The 24,394-nt window shown below is 29.6% G+C and carries 26 protein-coding genes; 12 read left to right on the plus strand and 14 right to left on the minus strand.

What is annotated here, in order from left to right; genetic code table 11:
* Positions 1-8 precede the first annotated feature (8 nt).
* The 4 genes from METVI_RS0103470 to METVI_RS0103485 are packed head-to-tail and all read right to left on the minus strand — an operon-like array spanning position 9 to position 3,894.
* The gene (locus tag METVI_RS0103470; protein ID WP_004589773.1) at positions 9-719 is read right to left on the minus strand and encodes a branched-chain amino acid ABC transporter ATP-binding protein; all 711 of its coding nucleotides are present in this window, start codon (positions 717-719) and stop codon (positions 9-11) included.
* Positions 720-1,478, minus strand: a complete 759-nt coding sequence (locus METVI_RS0103475; protein ID WP_004589772.1) for an ABC transporter ATP-binding protein — start codon at positions 1,476-1,478, stop codon at positions 720-722.
* On the minus strand, positions 1,466-2,647 hold the full coding sequence (locus METVI_RS0103480; protein WP_004589771.1) for an MFS transporter: 1,182 nt from the start codon (positions 2,645-2,647) through the stop codon (positions 1,466-1,468). Before METVI_RS0103480 ends, METVI_RS0103475 begins: the two co-directional genes overlap by 13 nt.
* 26 nt (positions 2,648-2,673) lie before the next feature.
* Positions 2,674-3,894, minus strand: a complete 1,221-nt coding sequence (locus METVI_RS0103485; RefSeq protein WP_004589770.1) for an ABC transporter substrate-binding protein — start codon at positions 3,892-3,894, stop codon at positions 2,674-2,676.
* Positions 3,895-4,012: 118 nt separating this feature from the next.
* Here METVI_RS0103485 and cfbB point away from each other — a divergent pair, with 118 nt between their 5' ends.
* The 4 genes from cfbB (at position 4,013) to METVI_RS0103505 (ending at position 7,454) form a co-directional block, all read left to right on the plus strand.
* Positions 4,013-5,332 carry a Ni-sirohydrochlorin a,c-diamide synthase gene (gene cfbB / locus METVI_RS0103490; RefSeq protein WP_004589769.1) on the plus strand — a complete coding sequence of 440 codons (1,320 nt, stop codon included), beginning with the start codon at positions 4,013-4,015 and terminating at the stop codon, positions 5,330-5,332.
* A gap of 2 nt (positions 5,333-5,334) precedes the next feature.
* A complete protein-coding gene (locus METVI_RS0103495) occupies positions 5,335-5,970 on the plus strand; it encodes a protein-L-isoaspartate O-methyltransferase (RefSeq protein ID WP_004589768.1) in 636 nt (211 codons plus the stop codon).
* Between the two features lie 10 nt (positions 5,971-5,980).
* The gene (locus METVI_RS0103500; RefSeq protein WP_236610554.1) at positions 5,981-6,724 is read left to right on the plus strand and encodes a Rossmann-like domain-containing protein; all 744 of its coding nucleotides are present in this window, start codon (positions 5,981-5,983) and stop codon (positions 6,722-6,724) included.
* 61 nt (positions 6,725-6,785) lie between these two features.
* On the plus strand, positions 6,786-7,454 hold the full coding sequence (locus tag METVI_RS0103505; RefSeq protein ID WP_004589766.1) for a peptidylprolyl isomerase: 669 nt from the start codon (positions 6,786-6,788) through the stop codon (positions 7,452-7,454).
* On the opposite strand, the gene hisD is transcribed toward METVI_RS0103505, so the two are convergent.
* Positions 7,451-8,725, minus strand: coding sequence for a histidinol dehydrogenase (gene hisD, locus METVI_RS0103510; protein WP_004589765.1), 1,275 nt, complete (start codon positions 8,723-8,725; stop codon positions 7,451-7,453). The two genes, METVI_RS0103505 and hisD, sit on opposite strands and share 4 nt — an antisense overlap.
* An 18-nt stretch (positions 8,726-8,743) precedes the next feature.
* On the opposite strand from hisD, the gene METVI_RS0103515 reads away from it, so the two are divergent.
* From METVI_RS0103515 to ehbF, 3 genes are all read left to right on the plus strand, one after another.
* Complete coding sequence (locus METVI_RS0103515) at positions 8,744-9,391, plus strand: SWIM zinc finger family protein (protein WP_004589764.1); 648 nt, start codon at positions 8,744-8,746, stop codon at positions 9,389-9,391.
* Between the two features lie 62 nt (positions 9,392-9,453).
* A complete protein-coding gene (locus tag METVI_RS0103520; protein ID WP_004589763.1) occupies positions 9,454-9,807 on the plus strand; it encodes a cation:proton antiporter subunit C in 354 nt (117 codons plus the stop codon).
* A gap of 4 nt (positions 9,808-9,811) precedes the next feature.
* On the plus strand, positions 9,812-11,227 hold the full coding sequence (gene ehbF / locus METVI_RS0103525) for an energy conserving hydrogenase EhbF (RefSeq protein ID WP_004589762.1): 1,416 nt from the start codon (positions 9,812-9,814) through the stop codon (positions 11,225-11,227).
* Here ehbF and tmk read toward each other — a convergent pair.
* Complete coding sequence (gene tmk, locus METVI_RS0103530; RefSeq protein ID WP_004589761.1) at positions 11,198-11,746, minus strand: dTMP kinase; 549 nt, start codon at positions 11,744-11,746, stop codon at positions 11,198-11,200. The two genes, ehbF and tmk, sit on opposite strands and share 30 nt — an antisense overlap.
* A 62-nt stretch (positions 11,747-11,808) precedes the next feature.
* Here tmk and METVI_RS0103535 point away from each other — a divergent pair, with 62 nt between their 5' ends.
* The 3 genes from METVI_RS0103535 (at position 11,809) to METVI_RS0103540 (ending at position 13,300) form a co-directional block, all read left to right on the plus strand.
* The gene (locus METVI_RS0103535; protein WP_004589760.1) at positions 11,809-12,075 is read left to right on the plus strand and encodes a monovalent cation/H+ antiporter subunit G; all 267 of its coding nucleotides are present in this window, start codon (positions 11,809-11,811) and stop codon (positions 12,073-12,075) included.
* Positions 12,076-12,224: 149 nt separating this feature from the next.
* A complete protein-coding gene (artE, locus tag METVI_RS07425) occupies positions 12,225-12,512 on the plus strand; it encodes an archaeosortase family protein ArtE (protein ID WP_394296184.1) in 288 nt (95 codons plus the stop codon).
* Positions 12,509-13,300, plus strand: a complete 792-nt coding sequence (locus METVI_RS0103540; protein WP_004589759.1) for an NOL1/NOP2/sun family putative RNA methylase — start codon at positions 12,509-12,511, stop codon at positions 13,298-13,300. Before artE ends, METVI_RS0103540 begins: the two co-directional genes overlap by 4 nt.
* On the opposite strand, the gene METVI_RS0103545 is transcribed toward METVI_RS0103540, so the two are convergent.
* From METVI_RS0103545 to METVI_RS0103565, 5 genes are read right to left on the minus strand one after another with little or no spacing between them, the layout of a single operon-like run.
* Positions 13,292-14,938, minus strand: coding sequence for an ATP-binding cassette domain-containing protein (locus METVI_RS0103545; protein ID WP_004589758.1), 1,647 nt, complete (start codon positions 14,936-14,938; stop codon positions 13,292-13,294). The genes METVI_RS0103540 and METVI_RS0103545 overlap by 9 nt on opposite strands.
* Positions 14,919-16,067 carry a bifunctional phosphopantothenoylcysteine decarboxylase/phosphopantothenate--cysteine ligase CoaBC gene (gene coaBC / locus METVI_RS0103550; RefSeq protein WP_004589757.1) on the minus strand — a complete coding sequence of 383 codons (1,149 nt, stop codon included), beginning with the start codon at positions 16,065-16,067 and terminating at the stop codon, positions 14,919-14,921. The genes METVI_RS0103545 and coaBC overlap by 20 nt, the downstream gene beginning before the upstream one ends.
* Positions 16,054-16,191, minus strand: a complete 138-nt coding sequence (locus tag METVI_RS07330) for a hypothetical protein (RefSeq protein WP_004589756.1) — start codon at positions 16,189-16,191, stop codon at positions 16,054-16,056. Before METVI_RS07330 ends, coaBC begins: the two co-directional genes overlap by 14 nt.
* Positions 16,184-16,969, minus strand: coding sequence for an aspartate dehydrogenase (locus METVI_RS0103560; protein WP_394296185.1), 786 nt, complete (start codon positions 16,967-16,969; stop codon positions 16,184-16,186). The genes METVI_RS07330 and METVI_RS0103560 overlap by 8 nt, the downstream gene beginning before the upstream one ends.
* Positions 16,953-18,512 carry a dihydropteroate synthase-like protein gene (locus METVI_RS0103565; protein WP_017981038.1) on the minus strand — a complete coding sequence of 520 codons (1,560 nt, stop codon included), beginning with the start codon at positions 18,510-18,512 and terminating at the stop codon, positions 16,953-16,955. Before METVI_RS0103565 ends, METVI_RS0103560 begins: the two co-directional genes overlap by 17 nt.
* 175 nt (positions 18,513-18,687) lie before the next feature.
* Between METVI_RS0103565 and carB (METVI_RS07390) the strand changes: the two genes are divergently transcribed.
* Both carB (METVI_RS07390) and carB (METVI_RS07395) read left to right on the plus strand, forming a co-directional pair.
* Positions 18,688-20,118, plus strand: coding sequence for a carbamoyl-phosphate synthase large subunit (carB, locus tag METVI_RS07390; protein WP_004593916.1), 1,431 nt, complete (start codon positions 18,688-18,690; stop codon positions 20,116-20,118).
* Entirely contained in the window at positions 20,108-21,937 is a 1,830-nt protein-coding gene (carB, locus tag METVI_RS07395) for a carbamoyl-phosphate synthase large subunit (protein WP_017981039.1), read from the plus strand. Before carB (METVI_RS07390) ends, carB (METVI_RS07395) begins: the two co-directional genes overlap by 11 nt.
* Here the strand turns inward: carB (METVI_RS07395) and METVI_RS0103575 are convergent.
* The 3 genes from METVI_RS0103575 to METVI_RS0103585 are packed head-to-tail and all read right to left on the minus strand — an operon-like array spanning position 21,930 to position 24,394.
* Entirely contained in the window at positions 21,930-22,229 is a 300-nt protein-coding gene (locus METVI_RS0103575) for a UPF0058 family protein (RefSeq protein WP_004593914.1), read from the minus strand. The two genes, carB (METVI_RS07395) and METVI_RS0103575, sit on opposite strands and share 8 nt — an antisense overlap.
* A 16-nt stretch (positions 22,230-22,245) precedes the next feature.
* On the minus strand, positions 22,246-23,271 hold the full coding sequence (gene cobT, locus METVI_RS0103580; protein ID WP_004593912.1) for a nicotinate mononucleotide-dependent phosphoribosyltransferase CobT: 1,026 nt from the start codon (positions 23,269-23,271) through the stop codon (positions 22,246-22,248).
* A gap of 4 nt (positions 23,272-23,275) precedes the next feature.
* Positions 23,276-24,394: a bifunctional 5,6,7,8-tetrahydromethanopterin hydro-lyase/3-hexulose-6-phosphate synthase gene (locus METVI_RS0103585; RefSeq protein ID WP_004593910.1), complete on the minus strand. Its 1,119-nt coding sequence runs from the start codon at positions 24,392-24,394 to the stop codon at positions 23,276-23,278.

Below are 24,394 nucleotides of genomic sequence, written 5' to 3' on the forward strand. Positions count from 1 at the left end.
TATTCCACCTAAATGGCTGTAACTCCTAAAGAATATTCTTTAAACTTCTCATGATTTAATAGATCTTCAGCTTTTCCTTTAAATGCTACCTTACCACTTACAAACATATATCCATAATCACTTATTTCCAAGGCCTTTTTTGCATTTTGTTCAACAAGTAATATTGTCAATTTTAATTCATCTCTCATCTCGGTTATCTTATTAAATATAAGATCAGCCAACTTAGGAGACAATTGAGCTGTAGGTTCATCTAACATTAAAACTTCAGCATCTCTTACAAGAGCCATAGCCATAGCTAAAAACTGCCTCTGACCCCCACTGAGAGATCCAGCTTTCCTCTTAAGTATCCCCTTTATCTCTGGGAATATTTCTAATGCTAAATCAATTCTCTCCTTAAGTTTCTCCTTATCAAGTACATATCCCGCTATTTTTAAATTTTCTTCAACTGTTAGGTTTTGAAAAACATTATTTGTCTGTGGTAAATAAGCAATTCCCATTCTAGCTTTTTTATATGGTGGAAGGTGTGTTATATTTACATCATTATAAATAATTTCTCCAGAATAAATTGTTGTAAGGCCAAAAAGTGTTTTTAAAAATGTTGATTTTCCACTACCATTGGGTCCAACAACTGTTGTAATTTTTCCTTTTTCTATTTCAGCATTTACATCAAACAATATCTGTAATTTTCCATAACCAGCATTTAGATTTTTAACTATCATCTAATCACCTATGTATATTTCAACAACTTTAGGATCATTAATGACATTTTCAATCTCTTTACCTCTACCTTCAGCTATTATTTCCCCATTAAACATAACATATAAATGATCAATATACTGCAACACTATATCTAACCTATGCTCAACAATTAAAAAAGTTATTCCCTTCTTTTTCAACTCAATTACATGGTTAAAAATATCATGAGCTAATCCTGGAGCTACTCCTGCTATTGGTTCATCCATAACTATCAACTTAGGTTCAGTCATTAAAGCTCTACCAATTTCAAGAAGCTTCATTTGTCCTCCACTTAAAGATCCTGCTTTTCTATCATAAAGGTGTGAAAGCTTTAAAAACTCTAATATCTTAAATGCCCTTTCTACCATCTCTTCTTCAAACTTTAACCACTTACTATAAAAAATAGCATTTATTGGTTCTTCTCCTGGGTTAATATTTCCTATTAAAATATTTTCTAAAACTGTCATCTCTTTTAAAGGTTGAGGAGTCTGAAAAGTTCTAACAATTCCATAATAATATAACTCTTCTGGCTCTTTATTAGTTATATCATTCTCCTCAAAATACACCTTACCACTATCAGCTTTTAAAAATCCAGTTATAACATTTATTAATGTTGATTTTCCACTACCATTGGGTCCAATAATAAGAGTTAAATCTCCTTTATTAACAGATATAGAAACATTATTTAATGCTTTAAAATCTCCAAAATACTTTGTTACATTTTCAGTCTTTAAGATTTCCATTTTAACACCCATTCTAATATCATTAAAAACATTGCTAAAGAGTTCATAACAGTAGCATATAAAAAGCTATATTCTAAAGAATAGCTTTGCCACAACCATCCTGCTATAACAGATGCTGGAAAAACAAAAACTCCAAATACTGTATGATATGCACCAATAACTGTTCCTTTCTCAAAACCTTCTGCTATCTCTGCTAAATATGCTCTTGGAATAGTTTCTTCAATAGCTAAATAGACACTATAAAAAATAAATCCTAACAATAGCATCCATAGAGAATCTGCAAAAGCAAATATTAATGATGCTAATGCAGCTATTCCAAAACCAAGTGTTATAAACATCCTTTTATCAAATTTATCAGAAAAAGTTCCAATAGGATATGATGTAATTGCATAAAATATATTGAATATAATATAAAAATATAATCCCTGTATAACAGTGTATCCTACATCATAAACTTTCCATATAGTGAATGCATAACTGTATCTACCAAGTGAGGCTACAGCTACAACAAATAAAAAAAGTTTTAAACTCTCACTATTTAATGAAGATTTTCCCATAATTATCTTTTTTAAATTTTTATCTGTATCTTTTATGAAAAAGATTATCAATAATACACTTAAAATTCCAGGTATAAAAGATAGGAGAAAAATCATTCTATAGCTAAAGTTAGCTGAATAATTTGAGAGGAGCTCTAATATAATGATAGATAATATTGGCCCTACAACAGCTCCTAATGTATCCATCATTCTATGAAATCCAAAAGATTTTCCTGTTTTCTTAGTAGATTCTGCTATTAATGCATCTCTTGGAGCAGTTCTAATTCCCTTTCCCAACCTATCTAAAACTCTCAAAAATAAAAAATCTAACCATGAATGAGTAAATGCCAAAGCTCCTTTTGAAATTGTTGATAAAAAATAACCAAAAGAAACAAAAACTTTTCTATTTCTTATTTTATCACTTATATATCCAAAAATAACTTTAAAAAGAGAACTTAAGCTTTCTATAGCTCCCATTATTGTTCCACTTAATAGTTTATCAACATTTAACACCTCTATTAAGTAAGATGGAGTTATTGATGTAATCATTTCACTACTCATATCATTAAGAAAGCTAACAATCCCTAATAAAAAAACATTTTTTGGTATTCCAAAAATCTTTTTCTTTTTCAAGATATATCACCAAAAAATAAAAAAAGTTAGAGCCATTCAATCTTTCCATCTTTAGAATGCCAAATTCCTGCTAACTTCCAACCTTTTTCTGTAACCATAAATATACCATAATCTCCTGAAGCTCTATCATTCCATTCATTCAACTCTATATACCCAGAAACAGGTTCAACTCCATAAACACCTTCAGAGTATTTTTTAGTGACTTCTTTAATCATATTACTTAAAACATCAGCATCATATTTTCCAGTTTTATTTAACATATCCACATAAGCTAAAGAAACTACCCAAAATGCATCATAAGCATTTAAAGCATATTGATCAATATTTCCATAATTCTTCTCTTTAAATATCTTCTCTAATTCTTTAGCAGCTTCACTTTCTGACTTAAACATTGTTGAATAGAGTTTAACCTTAACAGCTTTATCTTTTACCTCTTTTATAATCTTTTCACTGTTTGCAACTCCATCAGTACCAATCCATATATGATTTAATATTGGAGAGTTGTCATTTATCTGTGATAGTAATGTAGCTCCTTCCTCATAACCAACAAACACTACCCCTGTATCTTCTCCCTTATCTTTTATGTTATCAGAAAGTGTTTGAATTATTGGGCTCCAATCATTTATCTGTGGATCATATGGTATGATATTAATAATATTAATTCCATTATCTTTCATTTTTTTAACTATAGCATCTTTTAATCCTTCTCCCCAAGCATCTTTTCTATATAAAATAATAACATTTTTTAGATTTAACTCTTTAGCAAGATCTCCAATAGCCTTACCTTGGAAGCTATCTGTAGGGACAAATCTGAAGATGTATTTCTTCTCTTCTGGAGACATGAAACCTAATATCTTTGGATCTGCTGTTGAAGATTGAGATACAAATATTACTTTATTTGAGAGTGAATAACTCTTAACATTCTTAACTTCTGAACTTGACATTGGTCCAATAAATGCATTTACTCCAATAGCATGCAATGCTTGAACTTTATCTAAACAGATTTTTGGATCAGCTTTTGTATCTTCAACATAGAGTTTAACTTTATATGGAATATTATGCTCTTTAAAATACTCATTAACCTTTTCTTCAGCTATTTCACATGCATGTTTTTCATTCTGTCCATATGTAGCTAAACTTCCTGATAAATCAACTAATAATCCAAGTTTTACTTCTTTTATATTTCCTCCAGCCTTCTCTCCTGTCTGAGTACATCCTGCTAAAAAGGTTATTAATATTAAACCCAAAAATATTAATAATCTTTTAATATTTTCACCCCCTTTAGGGTTATATTTTTAAACTTTCTGAAAAAGCTTATTTATAATTTATTTGAACATAAATTCCTAAATTTTGAATGGTGAACTCATGAAGAGAGTTGTAATAGCTGGAACTTCAAGTGAAGTGGGAAAAACTACAATTGCTACAGGAATAATGAAGGCATTATCTAAAAAATATAATGTTCAAGGTTATAAAGTAGGACCAGACTATATTGACCCCACATATCATACAATAGCCACAGGTAACTATTCAAGAAATCTAGATTCTTTTTTTATGAATAAAAAGCAAATAAAATATCTTTTTCAAAAGCATTCCAAAAATAAAGATATAAGTATTATTGAAGGGGTAAGGGGGTTATATGAGGGTTTATCTATAAAAGATGATACTGGCTCTACAGCATCAATTGCAAAGATATTGGATGCTCCAGTAATTTTAATTGTTAATGCTAAAAGTTTAACAAAGAGTGCTATAGCCATAATAAGAGGATTTATGGAGCTTGATAAAGATGTAAAAATTAAGGGAGTTATTTTCAATTTTGTTAGGGGAGAAGGGCATATAAATAAGCTGAAGGAGGCTATGCAATACTACTTACCAAATATAGAAATTATTGGATTTATTCCTAGGAAGGAAGGATTAAAACTAGAAAGTAGGCATCTTGGCTTAATCCCTACTCCAGAAAATATGGAGTTTAAAAACAAAATAGAAAAAATTGGAGAAATTATTGAAGAATATTTGGATATAGATAAGATAATTGATATAGCTGATGAAGATTTTGATGAAGTAGATGAAGTCTATTTATGGGAGATTGAGGAGAATTATAAAAAAGTTGCAATAGCTTATGATGAAGCTTTTAACTTCTATTATTATGATAACTTTGATGCCCTTAAAGAGAATAAGGCTGAGCTTATATTCTTTAGCCCTTTGAGAGATGAGATGCCCGATGCCGATGTTTTATATATTGGAGGAGGATATCCAGAGATATTTAAAGAAAAGCTAAGTAAAAATAAAGAATTGATTGAACAGATAAGGGAGTTTGATGGGTATATATATGCTGAATGTGGAGGTTTAATGTATCTTACAAAAGCTATTGATGACTGTAAAATGGTTGGGCTAATTGATGCTAAAGCTATTATGACAGACAAAGTTCAAGGATTGAGTTATGTTAAGGCTAAAATTTTGGAAGATTGTATAGTGGGAAAGAAAGATAGAACTATTAAAGGGCATGAATTCCATTATTCCAAGTTAATTGGATTAAAAGATAAAAGATTTGCTTTTAAAATTTTAAGAGGGAGAGGAATAGGTGGATATGATGGAATAATAAAGAAAAATGTATTAGCTGGATATTTACACAATCATGCTGTAGCTAACCCATACTTTGCTTCATCAATGGTAAATTTTGAGGGATGAATATGGATAAAAAAGAGGTAATTAAAAGGTTAATAGAAGAGGGTTATATAAAATCAGAGAAAGTTATTAAAGCCCTTCTAAAGGTTCCCAGAGAAGAGTTTGTACCTGAGCATTTAAGAGATTATGCATATGTTGATGAACCTCTTCCTATAGGTTATAATCAAACTATCTCTGCCATACATATGGTAGGACTAATGTGTGAATTGTTAGATTTAGATAGAGGTATGAAGGTATTGGAAATTGGCACAGGTTCTGGCTATCATGCTGCTGTTGTTGCTGAAATTGTTGGAAAAGAGGGGAAAGTAATATCAATAGAGAGAATTCCTGAATTAGCTAAGAGAGCTGAAGAAATTTTAAAAAGACTTGGGTATGATAATGTTAAAGTTATTGTAGGGGATGGTAGTTTAGGATATGAGAAAGAAGCTCCATATGATAGAATATATGTAACTGCAGCAGGCCCAAAGATTCCTGAAGCTTTAATAAGACAACTAAAAGATGGTGGAAAATTACTAATGCCTGTGGGTAAATACTTCCAAAAACTTATTTTAGTAGAAAAAAGAGGAGATAAAATTATTAAAAAGGATTGTGGAGCTGTAGCATTTGTACCATTAATTGGAAAAGAAGGATTTAATATCTAAAGTGGATATTATGCTGGTTAAAGAACTTAAGAAAAAAGTATTGAAAAGGATAGATGAAGATTTTGAGATAGTTGATTTTTCTTTTGCTTTACCTTATACTTATGTATTAATAAAAGGAAAGAAAGGCAATTCTATTGGGCTAGCAATGACACTTATTGAAGATATTCAATTTTGTGAATCAGAATTTGATGAAATTGATGTAAGAACCTTTATAGAAAAGGTAGATAGTGTTAATATTATAGAAAGAACTATAGGTTTAGCTACTATAAATGCTGTTTCTCAATATTATCTCAACCTTGAAGGAGCTAAGTTTGATGATGCTACAGGGATAATAAAAGATGTTAAAAAGGTGGCTATCATAGGAAATATGAAGCCAATAGTTAACAAGTTAAAAAATAGAGGTTATGAAGTTTATGTATTTGAAAGAAATCCAAGACTAAAAAGTATTGATACTTTAAGTGATTGCTTTGAATATAACCTATTACCCAATATGGATGCAGTGTTAATCAGCGGAACATCCTTAATAAATGACTCTATAGACATGATCCTTGAAAGATCTAAAAAAGCAAAAATTAAAGTGTTAGTAGGAGCTACTGCCCAAGCTTTACCAGAGTTTTTTAAAGGTTATTTAACCCATATAGCTTCAGTTAAAATTATTAATATTAAAAAGGTTTTATTAAACTTAAAACTTGGTTCATCTTCAAAACTTTTCAGTAACGAATACTCAAGAAAGTACTACTATAATATTTTATGATAAAAAAAGTTTATATACTCATAAAACAATTTTTCTTAAAAAAATTTAAATGGTGATGTGCTTGGTTGAGAAAGGGGCTTTAATTAAAATAAGTTATGATGGGTATGTTGATGGGAAGTTATTTGACACTACAAATGAAGAACTTGCTAAAAAAGAAGGTATATACAACCCTAACATAGTCTATGGGCCAGTACCAATTTTTGCTGGAGAGGGAATGGTTGTTAAAGGTTTAGATGAAATATTATTAGAAATGGATGTAGGAGAAGAAAAAGAGGTAGTTTTGCCACCAGAAAAAGCTTTTGGTAAAAGAGATCCTGCAAAAATTAAATTAGTTCCAATGAGAGAGTTTATAAAAAGAGGAATAAAACCAATAGTAGGATTAAGGGTTAATATAGATGGAGAAATTGGAAGAATTGTTAAAGCTGAAGGGGGAAGAGTTTTAGTAGATTTTAATCATGAATTAGCTGGAAAAGAAGTTAAATATAGGATAAAAATTGAAGAGAAAGTAGAGGGAGATGAGAATATAATTAGGGAAATATTTAATATGTTTGCTCCTAAAATAAAACCAAATGTAACTATTGAAGGAGAAAAAGCTATTATTGAGTTGCCTGAAGAGGCTTTTTTAATAAACTTACAACAAATAAAGTTAGCTGTTGCTAATGAAGTATTTAAAAGATTAAAAAACATAAAAGAAATCAAATTTATAGAAACAGTAAAAAGAAAAGATTAAAATCTTCTCCTTATGGCTTCAGCATGGTTATATAACCCCTCAGCTTCTGCTAAAGTTATTATTGTGTCTTTTAACTCCTCTAATCCTTCTCTACTAAGTTTTTGATATGTTATTTTTTTTAAAAAAGTTTCAACACTTAATCCACTAGCTGCCCTTGCAAAACCTGATGTAGGTAAAACATGGTTAGTTCCAGAAGCGTAATCTCCCACAGGGACTGGAGAATATTCCCCTAAAAATATAGATCCTGCATTATTTATTTTCTCTAAAACACTTTCAGGATCTTTAGTAATTATTTCTAAATGTTCTGGAGCATATTCATTAGCAAAATTTATTAACTCATTTAATTCACCATAAAGTATAGCTGCATTTTTTAAAGATTTTTCAACTATTTCTTTTCTTTTAATATTTTTTAATTCCTTTTCAATAGTATTTTTTATCTCATAAGCCTTTTCTTTTGATGTAGTTAAAACTACACAGTGGGCATTTGGATCATGTTCAGCTTGAGCTATAACATCTATAGCTATATAATTAACATTAGCACTATCATCAGCTATTATCAACACTTCTGAAGGTCCTGCTAAGAGATCTATATTAACATCTCCATAAACCAGTTTTTTTGCTAATGTAACATAAATATTTCCAGGTCCTACAATAAGATCTACCTTTTCAACACTCTCTGTCCCATATGCTAATGCCCCTATAGCCTGAACTCCTCCAATTTTATATATCCTATCAACTCCAACAATATCTCCTGCTACAAGTGTTGCACAATTCCCCTTACCTTCTGGAGTTGGAGGAGAGGTTATGAAGATCTTTTTACATCCTGCAACCTTAGCAGGAATTGTTGTCATCAATACTGTTGATGGATAAAAAGCTTTACCTCCTGGAACATAACACCCTACTTTCTCAACAGCTCTAATTACTTGTCCTAAAACCATCCCTTCTTTCTCAATTCTTAGCTCCTTTATTTGCTTTAACTGTTTTTTATGGAAATAATATATATTCTCTTTAGCTCTCTCTAATGCATCAATAATTTTATAATCAACTCTATTATATGCCTCTTCAATCTCTTCATTAGAAACAATAAAATTATCAATATCTACATTATCAAATTTTTTAGTATAATATTTTATAGCCTCATCTCCTCTCTCTCTAACATCCTTCAAAATTTTTAAAACATCCAATAAAATATTTTCAAAGTTTATCTTATTCCTTTCCAATATCTTTTTTCTTTCATCTAATGATAGAGTTTTTATATCTTTAACTATCATCCTTTCACCAGTGAGAGTATGTATGATGAGAGAATAAAAGAGAGAGGTAAAAATTATTATATAAATGGATTGGTTAAGTACTGTATCAAATTAGGAAATAAGCTTTATGGGAAGGTTGTAGGGTCGGATATATATAATGTTGAAGTTGATTTAAAAACATTAGAGGGTGTCTGTTCATGTCCATACAGATATAACTGTAAGCATGCATATGCTTTAATCTTAGCATATAAAAATAATGATTATGTAGATGGAGATAGCCTCTTTAATGAATTAAAAAAGAGAGATAAAGAGGAGATTATTAATATATTAAAGAATATTGTTGTAAATAACTACTTATGGGAAACCTTTTTAGAGAAAGAAAGTTTAGGAGATAAAGCTTTAAAGTTAATAAAACTAATAAACTATGATAAAAAAGCTATATACACTTTTTTATCTTTTTTAAGAAATAATGTTAAAAATCTATCTAATAAAGAACTATTAAAAATAATAAAAGCAATGTTAGATTATGACATCTACTATTATGAAGAACATTACTTAGAAGCTTTAGAACTTATAATAAATGAGATATTAAAGAGAGATGATGAAGATACAATAGAGGAGTTATTAAAGTTATATAACAAACATAAAAATGAGTTGTGGCTAATTGAAGAACTTCTATTTTACTAATAAATTATATATACTAAAACCTTAAATCTATCATTATAAATAATGATAGATTTGTGATAGGTATGGATCTACAAATAGCATCATTTATAGTTTCTGGATTGTTGGTAATTATTGGCCTTTATGGGGTTTTTTTCATTGATAATGTTTTAAAAAAAATCATAGCTTTAGAATTTTTAGGCAATGGTGTTAATCTATTTTTAATAGCTATTGGATATAATAAAATTATTCCAATAAAACTTCCAGGCATCTCTAATGAATTTTTTATAAAAAATTCTGCCTATCCTCTAACTCATGCACTGGTTTTAACAAACATTGTTATTGAAGCTTCAATGTTGGCTGTTATGTTAGGAATTGCCATAATTCTTTATAAGAAATATAAAACACTAAAAGGTTCAGTTATATTAAAAGAGGATTGATAAGATGGAGCTACTACCTCTAATTGTGGTATTTCCATTAATAATGGCTATTATAATGAACATATTACATGGGAAAGATAAAGTTATTGAATATCTAACTTACATTATAGCCATTTCTTTAATAATCTTGCCCTTCTTAGCTAACTATGGCTACTACTACTTTGGAGGACATGGGGTTATTGATGGACTTGTGTCTGGGATAGCCTATCTCTACAATCCAGCTAAGAAAATCATTATTATTACACTTGCAATAGTAGCCTCTCTAATTTTAATAGCAGGAATGAGTGAAAAGCAAAAAAATAGCATGTTTGTTACATTAACATTAATGGGGTTTGCCTCTGTATCAGCCATTATACTATCTGATGATCTCTTTAACCTTTATGTCTTTTTTGAGATAATTTCAATTGTTCAATCAGGTTTAACTATTCTCTCTGGAACTGAAAATGCATATAAGGCTGCATTAAGATATTTGATAATAGGAAATGCTGCAGGAGCATTGATGTTATTAGGTATTGGGATACTTTTAGCTAATACAGGAACATTAAATATAACAGATATGAAATCCCTACTACCAGAAAATATAACAATTTATATGGCTATGCTCTTATTAACTGTTGGATTAGCATATGGTGCAGGACTTCCTCCATTCCATAATATAAAAGCAGATCTTTATGGAAGAGCAAAAGGATTTATATCAGCTATATTACAAACATATTCAAAGTTTATACTTGTAGGAATTCTATTAGTTATGCTAAAACTATTTAATGGCTTATCAATATTTGAAAACACTCATGCAATTCTCATAGCTTTAGGAGTTTTTGCTATGGTATTTGGTGTAGTTATGGCATTATTGCAGAAAGATTATAAGAGATTACTAGCTTATCATGCTATTAGCCAAGGTGGTTATGTAGCAACAGGTATTGCCATTGGAACCCCTTTGGGTATAGTAGCAGGGGTGTTTCATGCTATAAATCATGTTATCTATAAATCAGCTCTATTCTTAGGAGCTTATATTGTTAGTCATAAAAAAGGTAGTAATTTGTATAAATTAGGAGGTTTAATATCAGTAATGCCATTTATTGCCTTCTTAATACTTTGTGCTAAATTAGCAATATCAGGAGTTCCTCCATTTAATGGTTATCAAAGTAAGCTTCTCTTAGCCCAAGCTGCTATGCAAGCTAACTATCCAGAAATAGCTATAATAATGATTATTGTAAGTATAGGAACTTTTGTTTCAATGATGAAAGCCTTTTATCTAATCTTTTTAAAACCAAACAATGTTGAAGAGTTAAAAGATTTTAAATGTCCAAAATTAGCCGTATTTAGCTTAACTGTTTTAGTAGCTCTATGTATCATAATTGGGATATATCCTGACATTGTTTTAAACTATTTATGGAAGGTGTTTGGAAAGGTGCTTTAAAATATCTCTATGTATCTCCTCCACATCTCTATTAGCATCAATCACTATAAAATTATACTCTTTAGCAAGTTCCAAATACTTGTTTTGGACTTTCTCTAAAAAATCTTTATTTTCAAACATATCTTTATTTTTTCTCTCTAAAGCTTTCTCAATGTCAATAATCAAAAGAAAAGTAATATCTGGCTCTATTATATATCTATTTATATTCTTTATAAAATCTTCATCAACACCTGAAACAGATTGGTAAGCTAATGAGCTATAAAAATATCTATCACACACAACATCTCTCTTCTTCAACTCTTTTTTAATAATCTTATTATGCTCTATCCTATCAGCAGCAAATAATAATGCTAAAGTTCTATTATCCACATCTCTTTTCTCTCTTAAAATAGCTCTTATTAATTTTCCTACATCTCCATCAGTAGGTTCATATGTAAAGAAAGCTTTTAACTTTTCAGCTAACAACTTAGCTTGTGTAGTCTTTCCTGAACCATCTATACCTTCAAAAACTATAAACATGTCATCACCAAAACATATAAATAAAATTTATCATTATCAATCATTATAAATTTGGTGAGATTATGATTGAGTTAATTAAAGATATCCTCATTTTTATATCTTCTTTAGGGATTCTAATAGCATCATATAGGTTATGGATAGAGAGGGATAGAAAGAATATTATATATGCAAGGATACATATACTTGGAGTTATAGATTGTGCCTGTTTCATAATATTTATAGCTCTTGGAAAGATACTTTTAGCAATAGTTTATCTAATACTTGCACCTTTCTTAGCTCATGCTATAGCAAATGCCTACTATAAGGATAAATATAAGGATAGTGATTAAATGATAAGGATATTAGTTAAATTTTATTTATTTTATATCATTTTCTTCTTGATCTTTAATTACTTTGGAGATTATCTTATAGGAATAACAGTAAAATTGTCATATTTTTTCTTTCATTTATCTTTCCTGCTAAAGTTTCAAAAAATATTATAATTTTACCAAATGTAAATATTGAAATAGTAAAAGAATGCACAGGATATTTTTTAACATCAGGATTTTTAGCTTTGACATTTGCACTCTCAAAGAGGATAAGAGACTTTATTATTGGTATATTTATAACAATTTTAGCATATTTAGTTAATATATTAAGAATTCTATTAATCTCATATTTTTTAAATCTGGGTTATCGTACTATATGGCATGATATATTAGGATATATTATAATTATTATCTTTGCACCCTTACTATCCTATCTATATTTAAGGTTGATAGAGTGATAAGAGTTAATACTCTAAAAATCTCTCCAGAAGAAGTTAAAGAGAGGTTAGAAAAAAAAGGGGTTATTTTAGAAGAAACATTTTTAGATTATGCTTTTAAAGTAAAAAAATCTCCATTTTCTATTGGAGCTACTCCAGAATATCTATTTGGCTACTACTATTTACAATCCCTCTCATCAATGATTCCTCCAATAATTTTAAATCCTAAAAAAAGAGATTTTGCACTTGATATGTGCTCTGCCCCAGGAGGAAAAACAACACATATGGCACAAATTATGGAAAATCAAGGAGTTATAGTTGCTGTTGAGATTAGTAGAGAAAGAATAAAAGCTTTAAAATCTAATATAAATAGATTGGGGGTTTTAAATACAATAGTAATAAATGCTGATATGAGAGAATATAAGAATTATTTATTAGAAAATAATATATTTTTTGATAAAATTTTATTAGATGCTCCATGTTCTGGAAATTTTATAAAAGACAAAAATAGGAATGTTTCCAAAAAGGATATATTATATTGCTCAATCAGGCAAAAAGAACTTTTAAACATAGGTTTAGATTTGTTAAAAAAAGGTGGTTATTTGGTTTATTCAACATGTTCAATGGAGAAAGAGGAGAATGAAGATGTTATAAGCTATATATTAAATAAAAGAGAAGATATAAAATTAATAAAACTTAAACCAAAATTTAAGGGAATAAACATTAAAGAAGGGTATATAAGAGGAACATTAAGAGTTTTTCCCCCAGATGAACCTTTTTTTATAGCTAAGATTAAAAAATTATTTTAAAAATTTTGCCTCACTTCTTTTTATAAATTCATCACAAACCTCCTTTGGATCTCCATTCATAACTATCTTATCTTTATCTAAAAGTATAGCTCTATCACTAATCTCCTTTATAAAATCAACATGGTGTGAAACAAGGACTATTGTTGTTCCAAACTTCTCATTTATCTTCTTCAAATAGTTAGCTACATCTCTTAATGTTATTGGATCTAAATCTCCAAAAGGTTCATCTAAAAACAATATCTTAGGTTTTGTTATTAACTGTAATGCCATAGCTACTCTAACTTTTTCTCCGCCACTAAGTTCAGAAACTTTCTTTTTTAAAATATCTTCTTTTAAATCTAATGCTTCCAATATCTCTTTTGGGTTGAAATCTTCAACTATTGGGGGGAATAATAAATAGATGATATCTTCACTTAACCCTAATTTCTCTAACTTAGCCTTTTTTTCTGGCTCAGGAAGATCAATAAGTTGATAAATAGCATCTACAATCTTCTCAGAAAGATTCAACTCTTTAGCTTTCTCTTTAGCATGAGCTATAGCTTTTTCTCCCTTCACACCTAACCTATATTTTAAAAGGTTCTCTACTGTCTGATAGTATGGTAAAGAAAATTCTTGATGCATAACTCCAATCCTTTTTCTTAACTCTACCCTTTCCCATCCATAATTTGTCATATCTACTCCATCAACTATTATCTTACCCTTATTTGGCATTTCTAATCCTGCCAATAACCTTATCATAACTGTTTTTCCTACTCCACTAGGGCCAATTATTGAAACTATTTCTCCTTCCTTTACATCAAAGGATACATCTTTCAAATTTAATGTTTCACCACCATGAACAACAAAATATCTCTTATAAACATTTCTTACCTCTATTATATTCCTCTCTTTTATGTTAGGTTTCCTAATATATGGTTTCTTCATATCTTTTAAGAATTCCTCTAAAACAGTTTCTGGTTCATCTATCATCTTAACTTTACCTTCTTCCAATAAAAGACATCTATCACATAAATATTTATGAATCTCTGGCAGATGTGAGGTTAAAATTACTGTTATATTTAACTTTTCCCTTATATTTTTAATAGCATCTAATAACATCTGCTTAGAAGCAGGACATGCCATTGTAGCAGGCTCATCTAATAATAAAACACCTTCTTTTTTAAGATATAATTTAGCTATCTGTCTTGCCAATATTAACCTCTGCTTCTCCCCACCACTTAAAATGTTAGCAAAAGCCTCTTTTTTATGCTCCAAACCAACAAGTTTTAAAATTTCTAAAGCTTCTCTCTCATACTCTTCCCACTCTTCTTCCATAGGTAGGGATTCATCAGCACTGTTTTTTATAGCATAGAGTTTCCTAATAACATTATTAATAACAGGTTCTGCCCAAAGAGCAAAGTTTCTTTGTAAATGAATAGCTGTTATTTCCCTAAAATTATCTTTTCTCCCTAATATTTCAATTTCTCCCTTATCATAGTCTAAAACTCCTCTTAAAATTTTTATTAGTGTTGTTTTTCCTGCACCACTTCTACCAACAATTCCAAATATCTCTCCTTTTTTAACACTAAAAGATACATTATCTAAAGCTACTTTTTTTCCATATTTTTTAACTAAATTCTTAACTTTTACAGCTTCCATTTGTGATCACATTTATGATCTCTGCTAATTTTTCAGCAACTTCTCTTTTTTTTCCAGATATTAACTCTATTTTATCTTTTGTTATCGCATAAACTTCTGTTTCATCAGAGCCAAAATAATATTTTGATAGGTCATTAGCTATAATCATATCCAATCCATACTCTTCCATCCTTCTCTTAGCCCTTCTTATAAGCTCATCTTTATCTACATTGTATTCAGCTTTAAAACCTATTATAATTTTATCTTTAAATCTTTTTCTTAGTTCTTTTAATATCTTTTTATTTGGCTTTAACTTTATTATTAACTCATTATCAGAGCTAACCTTACCTTCCAACTTTTCAGTGATAAAGTCAGAGATTGCTGCAGAAGAAATAATTATATCAAAATCTTTTCCTAGATCTAAAGCTTTATTTAACATCTCTTCAGATGTTAATGCTCTATAACATTTTACCCATCTTGGCTTTTCACCAATACCTAAAATCATTTCAACATTAAAATACTTTAATAAAGCTTCAGCTAAAGCATTTCCCATTTTTCCAGATGATAAGTTTGTTATCACCCTTACATCATCAATAAATTCAGCAGTAGCCCCATTTAAAATTAATACTCTTTTTTTATCTTTATTAAATATTTCAAAGATCTTTTTTATAACATCATCTACTTTAGCTATCTTAGCCTTACCATTTTCAAATCTAGGTTGTAAGATATAGACATGGTTGTAATTGCTTAACTTCTCTAAATGTTCTCTTATATTTTCATACATGTTTATATGCATAGCAGGAGCTATAATTATTGGCTTATGGTTTAAAAATACTAAAGCTGTAGTATTAACAATATTGTCAGCTATTTTTGAGCTAATTTTACTAATTATATTAGCTGTAGCAGGATATATAATGAGAAGATCACAATTATTATAGAGAGACACATGTTCCACATCTCCAGATATCTCATCCATTACCTTATCAGCTGTAAATTCCAAAGCTTTTCTACCAATAATATCAAAAGTTTCTTTTGTGGCTATGCAATAAACTTCAGCTCCTAATTTTTTTAACTCTCTTATCAGCCTAAAAGCTTCAACAGCAGCTATTGAAGCTGTAAGAGCAACAACTATTTTTTTATTTCTTAACATTTTCCCACAGTGTTTTACATTTTGGACATATTATGGAAGAGCCTACATATCTAAAAGTATACCCACATTTACATTTAAACTCTTTAACATACTTATCTAACTCTTTCAAATCTATCCTAACCAATTTTCACTACCTCCTTAATTTCATTTATTAACCTAACAGCAGAATATGCTGCTAAAGCAGAAGTTTTTGGATTTTCTTCCAATGGAACATTATTTATCTTTATATAACATTCTCCAATAGAGCTTTTTATAAAAATTTCATGTATATTCTCTTTAACATTAGGATCTGCTATAATAATAACCTTAGCTACCTTCTTAGAAGCTAATGAGAGTGTAACAGAAATATTAATATTCTGTGGAAATCTTTTAATAGCTTCAAATACATCTCCTTCAAATACTTTCTTTTTTTCATTAATATCTAAACCTAAAGCTTTTGGGTGTTTTGTAGTCTTTAATATAAGCTCTTCAATTTCACCATACTTCAATGATTTTACTATATCAAGCCCTCCAATGGCTCCTGAAGGGATGTATATATTTCTATTATTTTCTTTAGCTAATCTTTTTAGTTTTAAGAATACATTTTTATCTGCAAAGGCTCCAACACTCATTATTAATACATCTTTTCTGCTCTTCAATGCCTTTTCTGCAACCTCTTCAACTGCCTCAACTGAAGCTGCTTCAACTATTAAATCTAAATCCTCACTAACTAATTCATCTAAACTATTACAAACTTTAGCTCCAACCAATTCTGCAAGTTTTTCTGCTTTTTCTATGTTTCTATCATATAATGCTACTATATCTGCTTTTAAAACTTTTTCTTTAGCTTTTCTAACTAAAAAACATCCTATAGCCCCACAACCAACTATACCCACTCTCATCTTTTCATCTCCAGAAATCATTATAGAATAGTTCAAAATCTTGATTATATTTTTTTCCAATTTTTAAAGCTATTTCAGCTTTACTTAACTCCCTCCCTAAATAACATGCATGATCTAATCTCTTTATTAATTTAAGATTTATAATAGTATCATAAATTTCTTTGGCTTTTTCCCCTCTTATAATTAAAGTTGGCTTATTATTTTTAAAATATATTGCAATAATTTTTTTATTTTCTCTATCAATTTCTATTTTAAAGCTTCCCTCATCAAGTATAGTTTTTTCATTCTCTTTAGCATCAATTATTGGAATATTGTAATTTTTAAATGTTATCTCTTCTTCAAATCTCTTATCTTTATAGTTTATCAAATCTATTCCTAAATCCTTTGGTAAAGAATTCCTTCTTTTAGCTAAAAACATCATTTTTGAAGCAGTTTTTAATTCTTTAATTGAAAATTTACATTTTGCAGAAGCTTCAGGAGAGAAAATAATGTTTGCTCTAACTTCATATGCTATAGCAGTTAAAAGAGCATGAACTCCATTACTATCAGCATCTAAAAGCTCTGAAACATTTCCAGCACCAAAAAATGTCGGAAAATCATAAAACTCTTTAAATTTTTTATAAGCTATCAAGCTATCAATAAACCCTTCATTTATAGGCTCTAAAATAGGATCAGCAATGATCTTTCCAATATTGTTATATAAAAGTTTTTCAATATTTTCTTTAAGAATTTTTATCTTATCATCTGGAGATTTTGGGATTATATTATTTTTGTAGTCAGTGGGTAGAACTACAGAAGCTACATCAGAATCTTTTAAATATGGAATTAGTGTATCAATATTCCCTCTATCTAAACTTAAAATTAAATCAGCATAATTAATAGCCTCTTTCAACTCCTCTATATTCATGGTGTCTATAGACACAGGAATATCTTCAATATCCTTAACAATACTAACCATCTCCTTTATCTTATCTTTATTATTTTCATTACTAACCATTCCTAAATCTATCATATCAGCTCCACATTCTACATAATACATAACTTTTTTCTCAAGCTCTTCTTTTTTAAGCCATGGAGCATGAACAATTTCTCCTAAAACCCTTATAGGATAATCATCACCAACTTTCAAATTTCCAATCTTTATATGATTAAACTCTTCTTTTTCTACTGCTTCTATCTCTTTTTCAGCTCTCTCTTTTATAATATCTATTAATTGGAGATCAGCATAATCTTTTGTTGAGAGTTTTATTTTATCTAAATTTTCAATTAAGAGAGGAATATCCGCAGCTTCCCTTGTAGATTTATAGCATGCAATTCCTGTTTCTTCCTCTACTTTTTTTAAATCATGTCTAATAAGACCTGTAACTAAAACAAAATCATAAATCTGATTTAACTTTTTATTATACTTCTTCTCTAAATTCTTTATTTCTTTAATAATTAAGTTAGGGGTTAAGAAGGCAGCTACTGAAATGTTGGCTACATGAATATCAATAAAATCATATTTTTTTACAGCCTCCTTTACCCTTTTTTCTGCCAATTTTCCAGTTATTATTAATATCTTCATAAGTTGGAGTTTATTTTATTAAGTATTTAATAATTTCTTACCATTCATTTAGATGTGTTAATCTCTTACCCACAAACTTTTTAAATCTTTTTATATTATCTTATTTTAGCATAGGCCCAAATATAAAAAATTTTGGATATTAATAATCAAATATTTAAATAAATTGGTGAAATTGATGAAAGTTATGGTATTTGGTTCAGGACCTATTGTTATAGGACAAGCTGCAGAGTTTGACTATTCTGGATCTCAAGCTTGTAAGGCTTTAAGGGAAGAGGGGGTTTATACAATATTAATAAATTCTAACCCTGCTACAATACAAACAGATATAGACATGGCTGATAAAGTATATTTAGAACCTTTACATCCAGATATTGTAGAGAAAATTATAGAAAAAGAGAGACCTGATGCCATACTACCAACAATGGGAGGACAAACTGGTTTAAATTTAGCTTTGGAGTTACATAGAAGAGGAGTGTTAGACAAATATGGAATAAAACTGATAGGGTCTGATATAAAAACTATAGAGATGGCTGAAGATAGAGAGTTATTTGCAAAAGCTATGGAAGAAATTAATGAGCCAATACCAAAACATAAAGCTGTTAGCTCTGTAGATGAAGCATTAGAATTTGCAGAGAAGATAGGTTATCCTATCATAGTAAGACCTGCATTCACTCTAGGGGGGACAGGAGGGGGAATAGCTAATAATAGGGAAGAGTTAATAGAGATAGTTGAGAAGGGATTAAAATACTCTCCAATTCATCAAGTTCTATTAGATGAAAGTGTTATAGGTTGGAAAGAAATTGAATTAGAGGTTATGAGAGATAAAAATGATACTTGTATTATTGTCTGTGGAATGGAAAATTTAGACCCAATGGGAATACATACAGGAGAAAGTATAGTTGTAGCCCCAGTTCAAACACTACCAGATGAAACTTATCAAACACTTAGGGATGCTGCTATTAAAATAATAAGAAAGTTAAAGGTTGAAGGTGGATGTAATATACAGTTTGCTGTTAGTAAAGATAACAGTGAATATAAAGTTATAGAGGTCAACCCAAGAGTATCAAGAAGTTCAGCTCTTGCAAGTAAAGCTACAGGATATCCTATAGCAAAAATAGCTGCTAAGATAGCTATTGGTAAGACATTAGATGAGATATTAAATGATATTACAAAAGAAACTCCTGCAAGTTTTGAGCCTACTATTGACTATGTTGTTGTTAAAATCCCAAGATGGCCATTTGATAAATTTAAAGATGTAGATAAAAAGTTAGGAACTAGTATGAAATCTACTGGAGAAGTTATGGCAATAGGTAGAAGTTTTGAAGAAGCTTTGCAAAAGGCTATAAGAAGTTTAGATATAGGAAGATTTGGATTAATAGGAGATGGCAAAGAAAAGAATTATACTAATGAGGAGATAGAAGAAATATTAAAAAATCCTACTGATGAGAGAATTTTTGTTATAGCTGAAGCTTTAGATAGAGGATGGAGTGTTGAAAAAATAGCTGAACTGACAAACATTGATCCTTTCTTTATAAAGAAAATTAAAAATATTGTAGATATGAAAAAGTTTTTGGAAAGTATAAAGGTGAAAGATTATGGAAATTAAAGAAATTTTATTAAAAGCTAAAAAATTAGGATTTTCTGATAAACAACTAGCACATTTGTTAAATCTTTCTGAAGAAGATGTTAGAAAATTGAGAAAAAAATATAATATCATCCCAGTTTATAAAATGGTTGATACCTGTGCTGCTGAGTTTGAAGCAAAAACTCCATATTACTACTCTACCTATGAAACAATCTTTTATGATGAACAGAATGAGAGTATTCCATCAGATAGGGAGAAGGTTATTATCCTTGGATCAGGCCCTATAAGGATTGGACAAGGGATAGAGTTTGATTATTCAACTGTCCATGCAGTTCAGGCATTGAAAGAGATGGGGATAGAGGCTATAATAATAAATAACAATCCTGAAACTGTATCTACAGACTATGATACATCTGATAAGCTATATTTTGAACCTATAACCTTAGAAGATGTTTTAAATATTGTTGAGTTAGAAAGTAAGAGAGGAAAACTTTTAGGAGTTATAGTCCAATTTGGAGGACAAACAGCAATAAATTTAGCTATGAAACTGAAGAAAGCTAATGTAAATGTTCTTGGAACTGACCCAGAAAATATTAATAAAGCTGAAGATAGGGAAGAGTTTTCAAAACTTCTAAAAGACTTAGGAATTCCACAGGCTGAAGGAGGAACGGCATTTACAGAAGAAGAGGCATTAGAAATAGCTAGAAGAATAGGGTATCCTGTCCTTGTAAGGCCATCTTATGTACTTGGTGGAAGAGCTATGGAAATAGTTTATAATGAAGAAGATTTGAAAAGATATATAAAAGAAGCTGTTAAGGTTTCAGAAGAACATCCTGTTTTGATAGATAAATTTTTAGAAAATGCTATTGAATTAGATGTTGATGCAGTATCTGATGGAAAATCTGTTTTAATTGGGGCTATAATGGAACATATTGAAGAAGCTGGGGTTCATAGTGGAGATTCAGCCTGTGTAATTCCTCCACAAACTCTACCAAATGAGATAATAGATAAAATTATTGATTATACAGCTAAATTAGCAAGAGCTCTTGAAATAAAAGGATTGTTAAATGTACAGTATGCTGTTAAAAATGGGAAAGTTTATGTGTTAGAAGCTAATCCAAGAGCTTCAAGGACAGTGCCATATGTTAGTAAATCCGTTGGAATTCCATTAGCTAAATTAGCTACAAAAGTTATAATGGGAAAAAAGTTAGATGAGTTATTAAAAGATTATAATAATGTTGAAGAAGTTAAAGAAAATGTTTGGATAGCTAAACCAAAATATGTGTCAGTAAAAGAATCTGTATTTCCTTTCCAAAAACTACCAGGTGTTGATCCAGTTTTAGGACCTGAAATGAAATCTACAGGGGAAGCTATTGGTATAGATAAAGATTTTGGTTTAGCATATTACAAAGCTCAGCTTTCAGCTAATATGGAGTTACCAAAAATAGGAAATGTATTTATAAGTGTTAGAGATGAGGACAAGAAAGAGATTATAGATATAGCAAAAAAGTTGCATGAATTAGGATTTAAGATTTATGCTACTAGAGGAACCACTAAGGTTTTAAGAGAGCATGGAATTGATACTATAGAAGTTAAGAAGATATCTGAAAGTAGAGATGATAATATATTAAAATTAATGAAAGAAGGAAAAATAGATTTAATTATAAACACTTCATCTGGTAGAAAAGCTAGATCTGATGGGTATTATATTAGAAGAATGGCAGTTGATTTAAATATTCCATATATAACAACAATCCCAGGAGCTAAAGCTGCTGTTAAAGCTATAGAAGCTATAAGAAAAGGTAAGTTGAATGTTTATTCATTAGATGAACTTATTTAACTTTTTTTAATTCTTTTAAATGTTTAAAAGCATTTTCTTCCAATTTTTTTGCAAGATTTTTATGAACCCCTTCTAAATTTTTTGAAAGATGATAAGCTATACATGATGCTAATAGTAAAATAGCTATTTTCTGTTCATCTTTCAGTCTATGTATATGATGAGGCTTAATATCTAAACTTTCATAAATACTTAAAAGTTCTTTACATTTTTCATCCAAATGACTGTTTAATGTTAGCTCCTTAGTAACATATACAAAAAATTGATGTAATTTCATCAAATCTTCTTTATGCATAACAATCACTAAAAATCTATTGTCCATACCATTTTTTAAAATTATTCTCTATAAACTCCCTAATTCTTTTAGGGTTTAAATTGTTAGCAATACTATATACACTAACTCCTCCAGCTCCAACACCTTCTTTTACAGCCCCTTCACAATATTTTCTTAGCCCCAATAACCTTGAATTTTCAAAATCAAATTTAGCTGCATAAATGGGAATATCTGCTATCTGCTCCACCAAACCTATTAAATCTGAATTTTTATCATTAATAACAAATTCTGTTGTTGCTATAGCTATTTTATCCAAATCATTATAAATTTCTTTTATAACTGCTAAAACAGCAGCCATTTGTGTTCCTCCAGCCAATATAACAGGTTTTCTTCTTTTTAAAAAATTAACTGCTAAGGCTGCAGCAACAGGCATCATCTTATCTCCAACAGCATTTAAGATGTCAAAGACATTATTTGATTTAGCCCTTTTTAAACCTTTTCTAACTATCTCTAACTTTAACTCATGAGGGTTATTTATAGATCCTGAGCTAACCTTCCCCTCTGCATCATAACCTAAACCTAAAAGAACCCCTAAAGCTGTTGTTGTCCCACCTGGGACAGATTCTCCTATAATTAATAATTCAGCATCTAAATTATTAGCTAAATTATATGCTTTATTATACAAAAGCTTAGAATTTTCCATTGCTTTGCCTTCTTCAATTCTTCCTGTTGGTTTTTTATCTATCTCTATATATGGAATTTTTGGCTTAATAAAGGCTCCTGCATCTATATGAAGATTCTTTATATTTTTTAATTCAACACAAGCCCTTGTTATTACTGCTGGAGAGGGGGAGAAAGAGGAGTCAACAGGAGGAGTTTTTAAAGTTAATGTTTTACCAAAAAACACTAGCTCAACATCCAAAGCAGGAGTGTATTTTATAAAATCTTTATGTACTCCTGAAATTGGATAATGAAGTGTAGTTTCTATTGAAGAGATAACACAGATAAAAAGTGCATCTTTCTTTATCTCCTCTATAAACCCATTATCATTAATTCTTATCATAATTTCACTTAAAACTATAATTTAAGTCTTCATCTTCATCATAGTAAAGCCTGTAAGTATCAATATCATACCCCATTTTATTCAAAAAAGCTCTTATCATTCTTGAAGGGTCTTTAGACTTTGTTATTGCTCTACCTACAATGAGAATATGGTAATTCTTAATTAACTCATCTATATTTTCCAAACCTACTCCACCAGCTATAGCTAATTTACCCTCTTTAAAACTCCAACTCTTTTTTATTCCAAAACTTTCCTCATCAATTCCCCTATGTAGGACAATAACATCAGGTTTTATTTCTAAGCTATTATATAACATTTCTATATTATCAACATTTAAAGTGTCTAAATAACTCATCAATCCACATTTTTGGCATTCATGGAGGGCTTTTAATATTGTAGCCTTTGGGGCTAAGGCAGAGATGACTACAGCATTTGCAGTATATTCAAAAGCTAATCTAACCTCAACTCTACCAGTATCTAATGTCTTTAAATCAGCAACAATAAATCCATCAAAATATTCTCTTATATGTTCTATAACCTCTAATCCAAATCTCTTTATTAATGGAGTTCCTGCCTCTAAGATAAGGTGATCACTCTTTGGTAGTGTTTCCAATATCATATCTAAATTTTCTAAAGATGGAACATCCAATGCTACCTGTAGATATGGTGGATTTTCCAATCTATCATCTCTAAAACCTACTAATGGGTGTATAGCCCTAAACTTCTCATTTTTAACTTTCTCCATAGGTGGATATTCATTTATTGCCCTATTTATAGCCAATCTTGTAGCAGCATAGTATTGATGAAATAGCTTTCTTTTACTAATCATTGTTAATGGCTCTTCAGGGACATTGACAGTCACCAATATTTTTAAATTTTCATCTAAATCCATATCAGCAACAGCTTTTGCTACAGCAAATTGGATAACCCCATTAAATAACTCTTCTTGTATGTTATTCAAATTACCTCTTGGAATTACTAAAGTTAGAGGTTTAACAATTAAATTAGGCCTTAAATTAGCTAAAATACCATTACCTCTTGAAAGAGCATTAGAAAAAACTATATCATCAACTAATGAGGCTATTACACTTGCATTATTAAATGTAGCTTCACCAAATTTCAT

It is taken from the genome of Methanocaldococcus villosus KIN24-T80, from assembly GCF_000371805.1.
In the GTDB taxonomy this organism is placed as follows: Archaea; AGJL01; Methanococci; order Methanococcales; family Methanocaldococcaceae; genus Methanocaldococcus; species Methanocaldococcus villosus.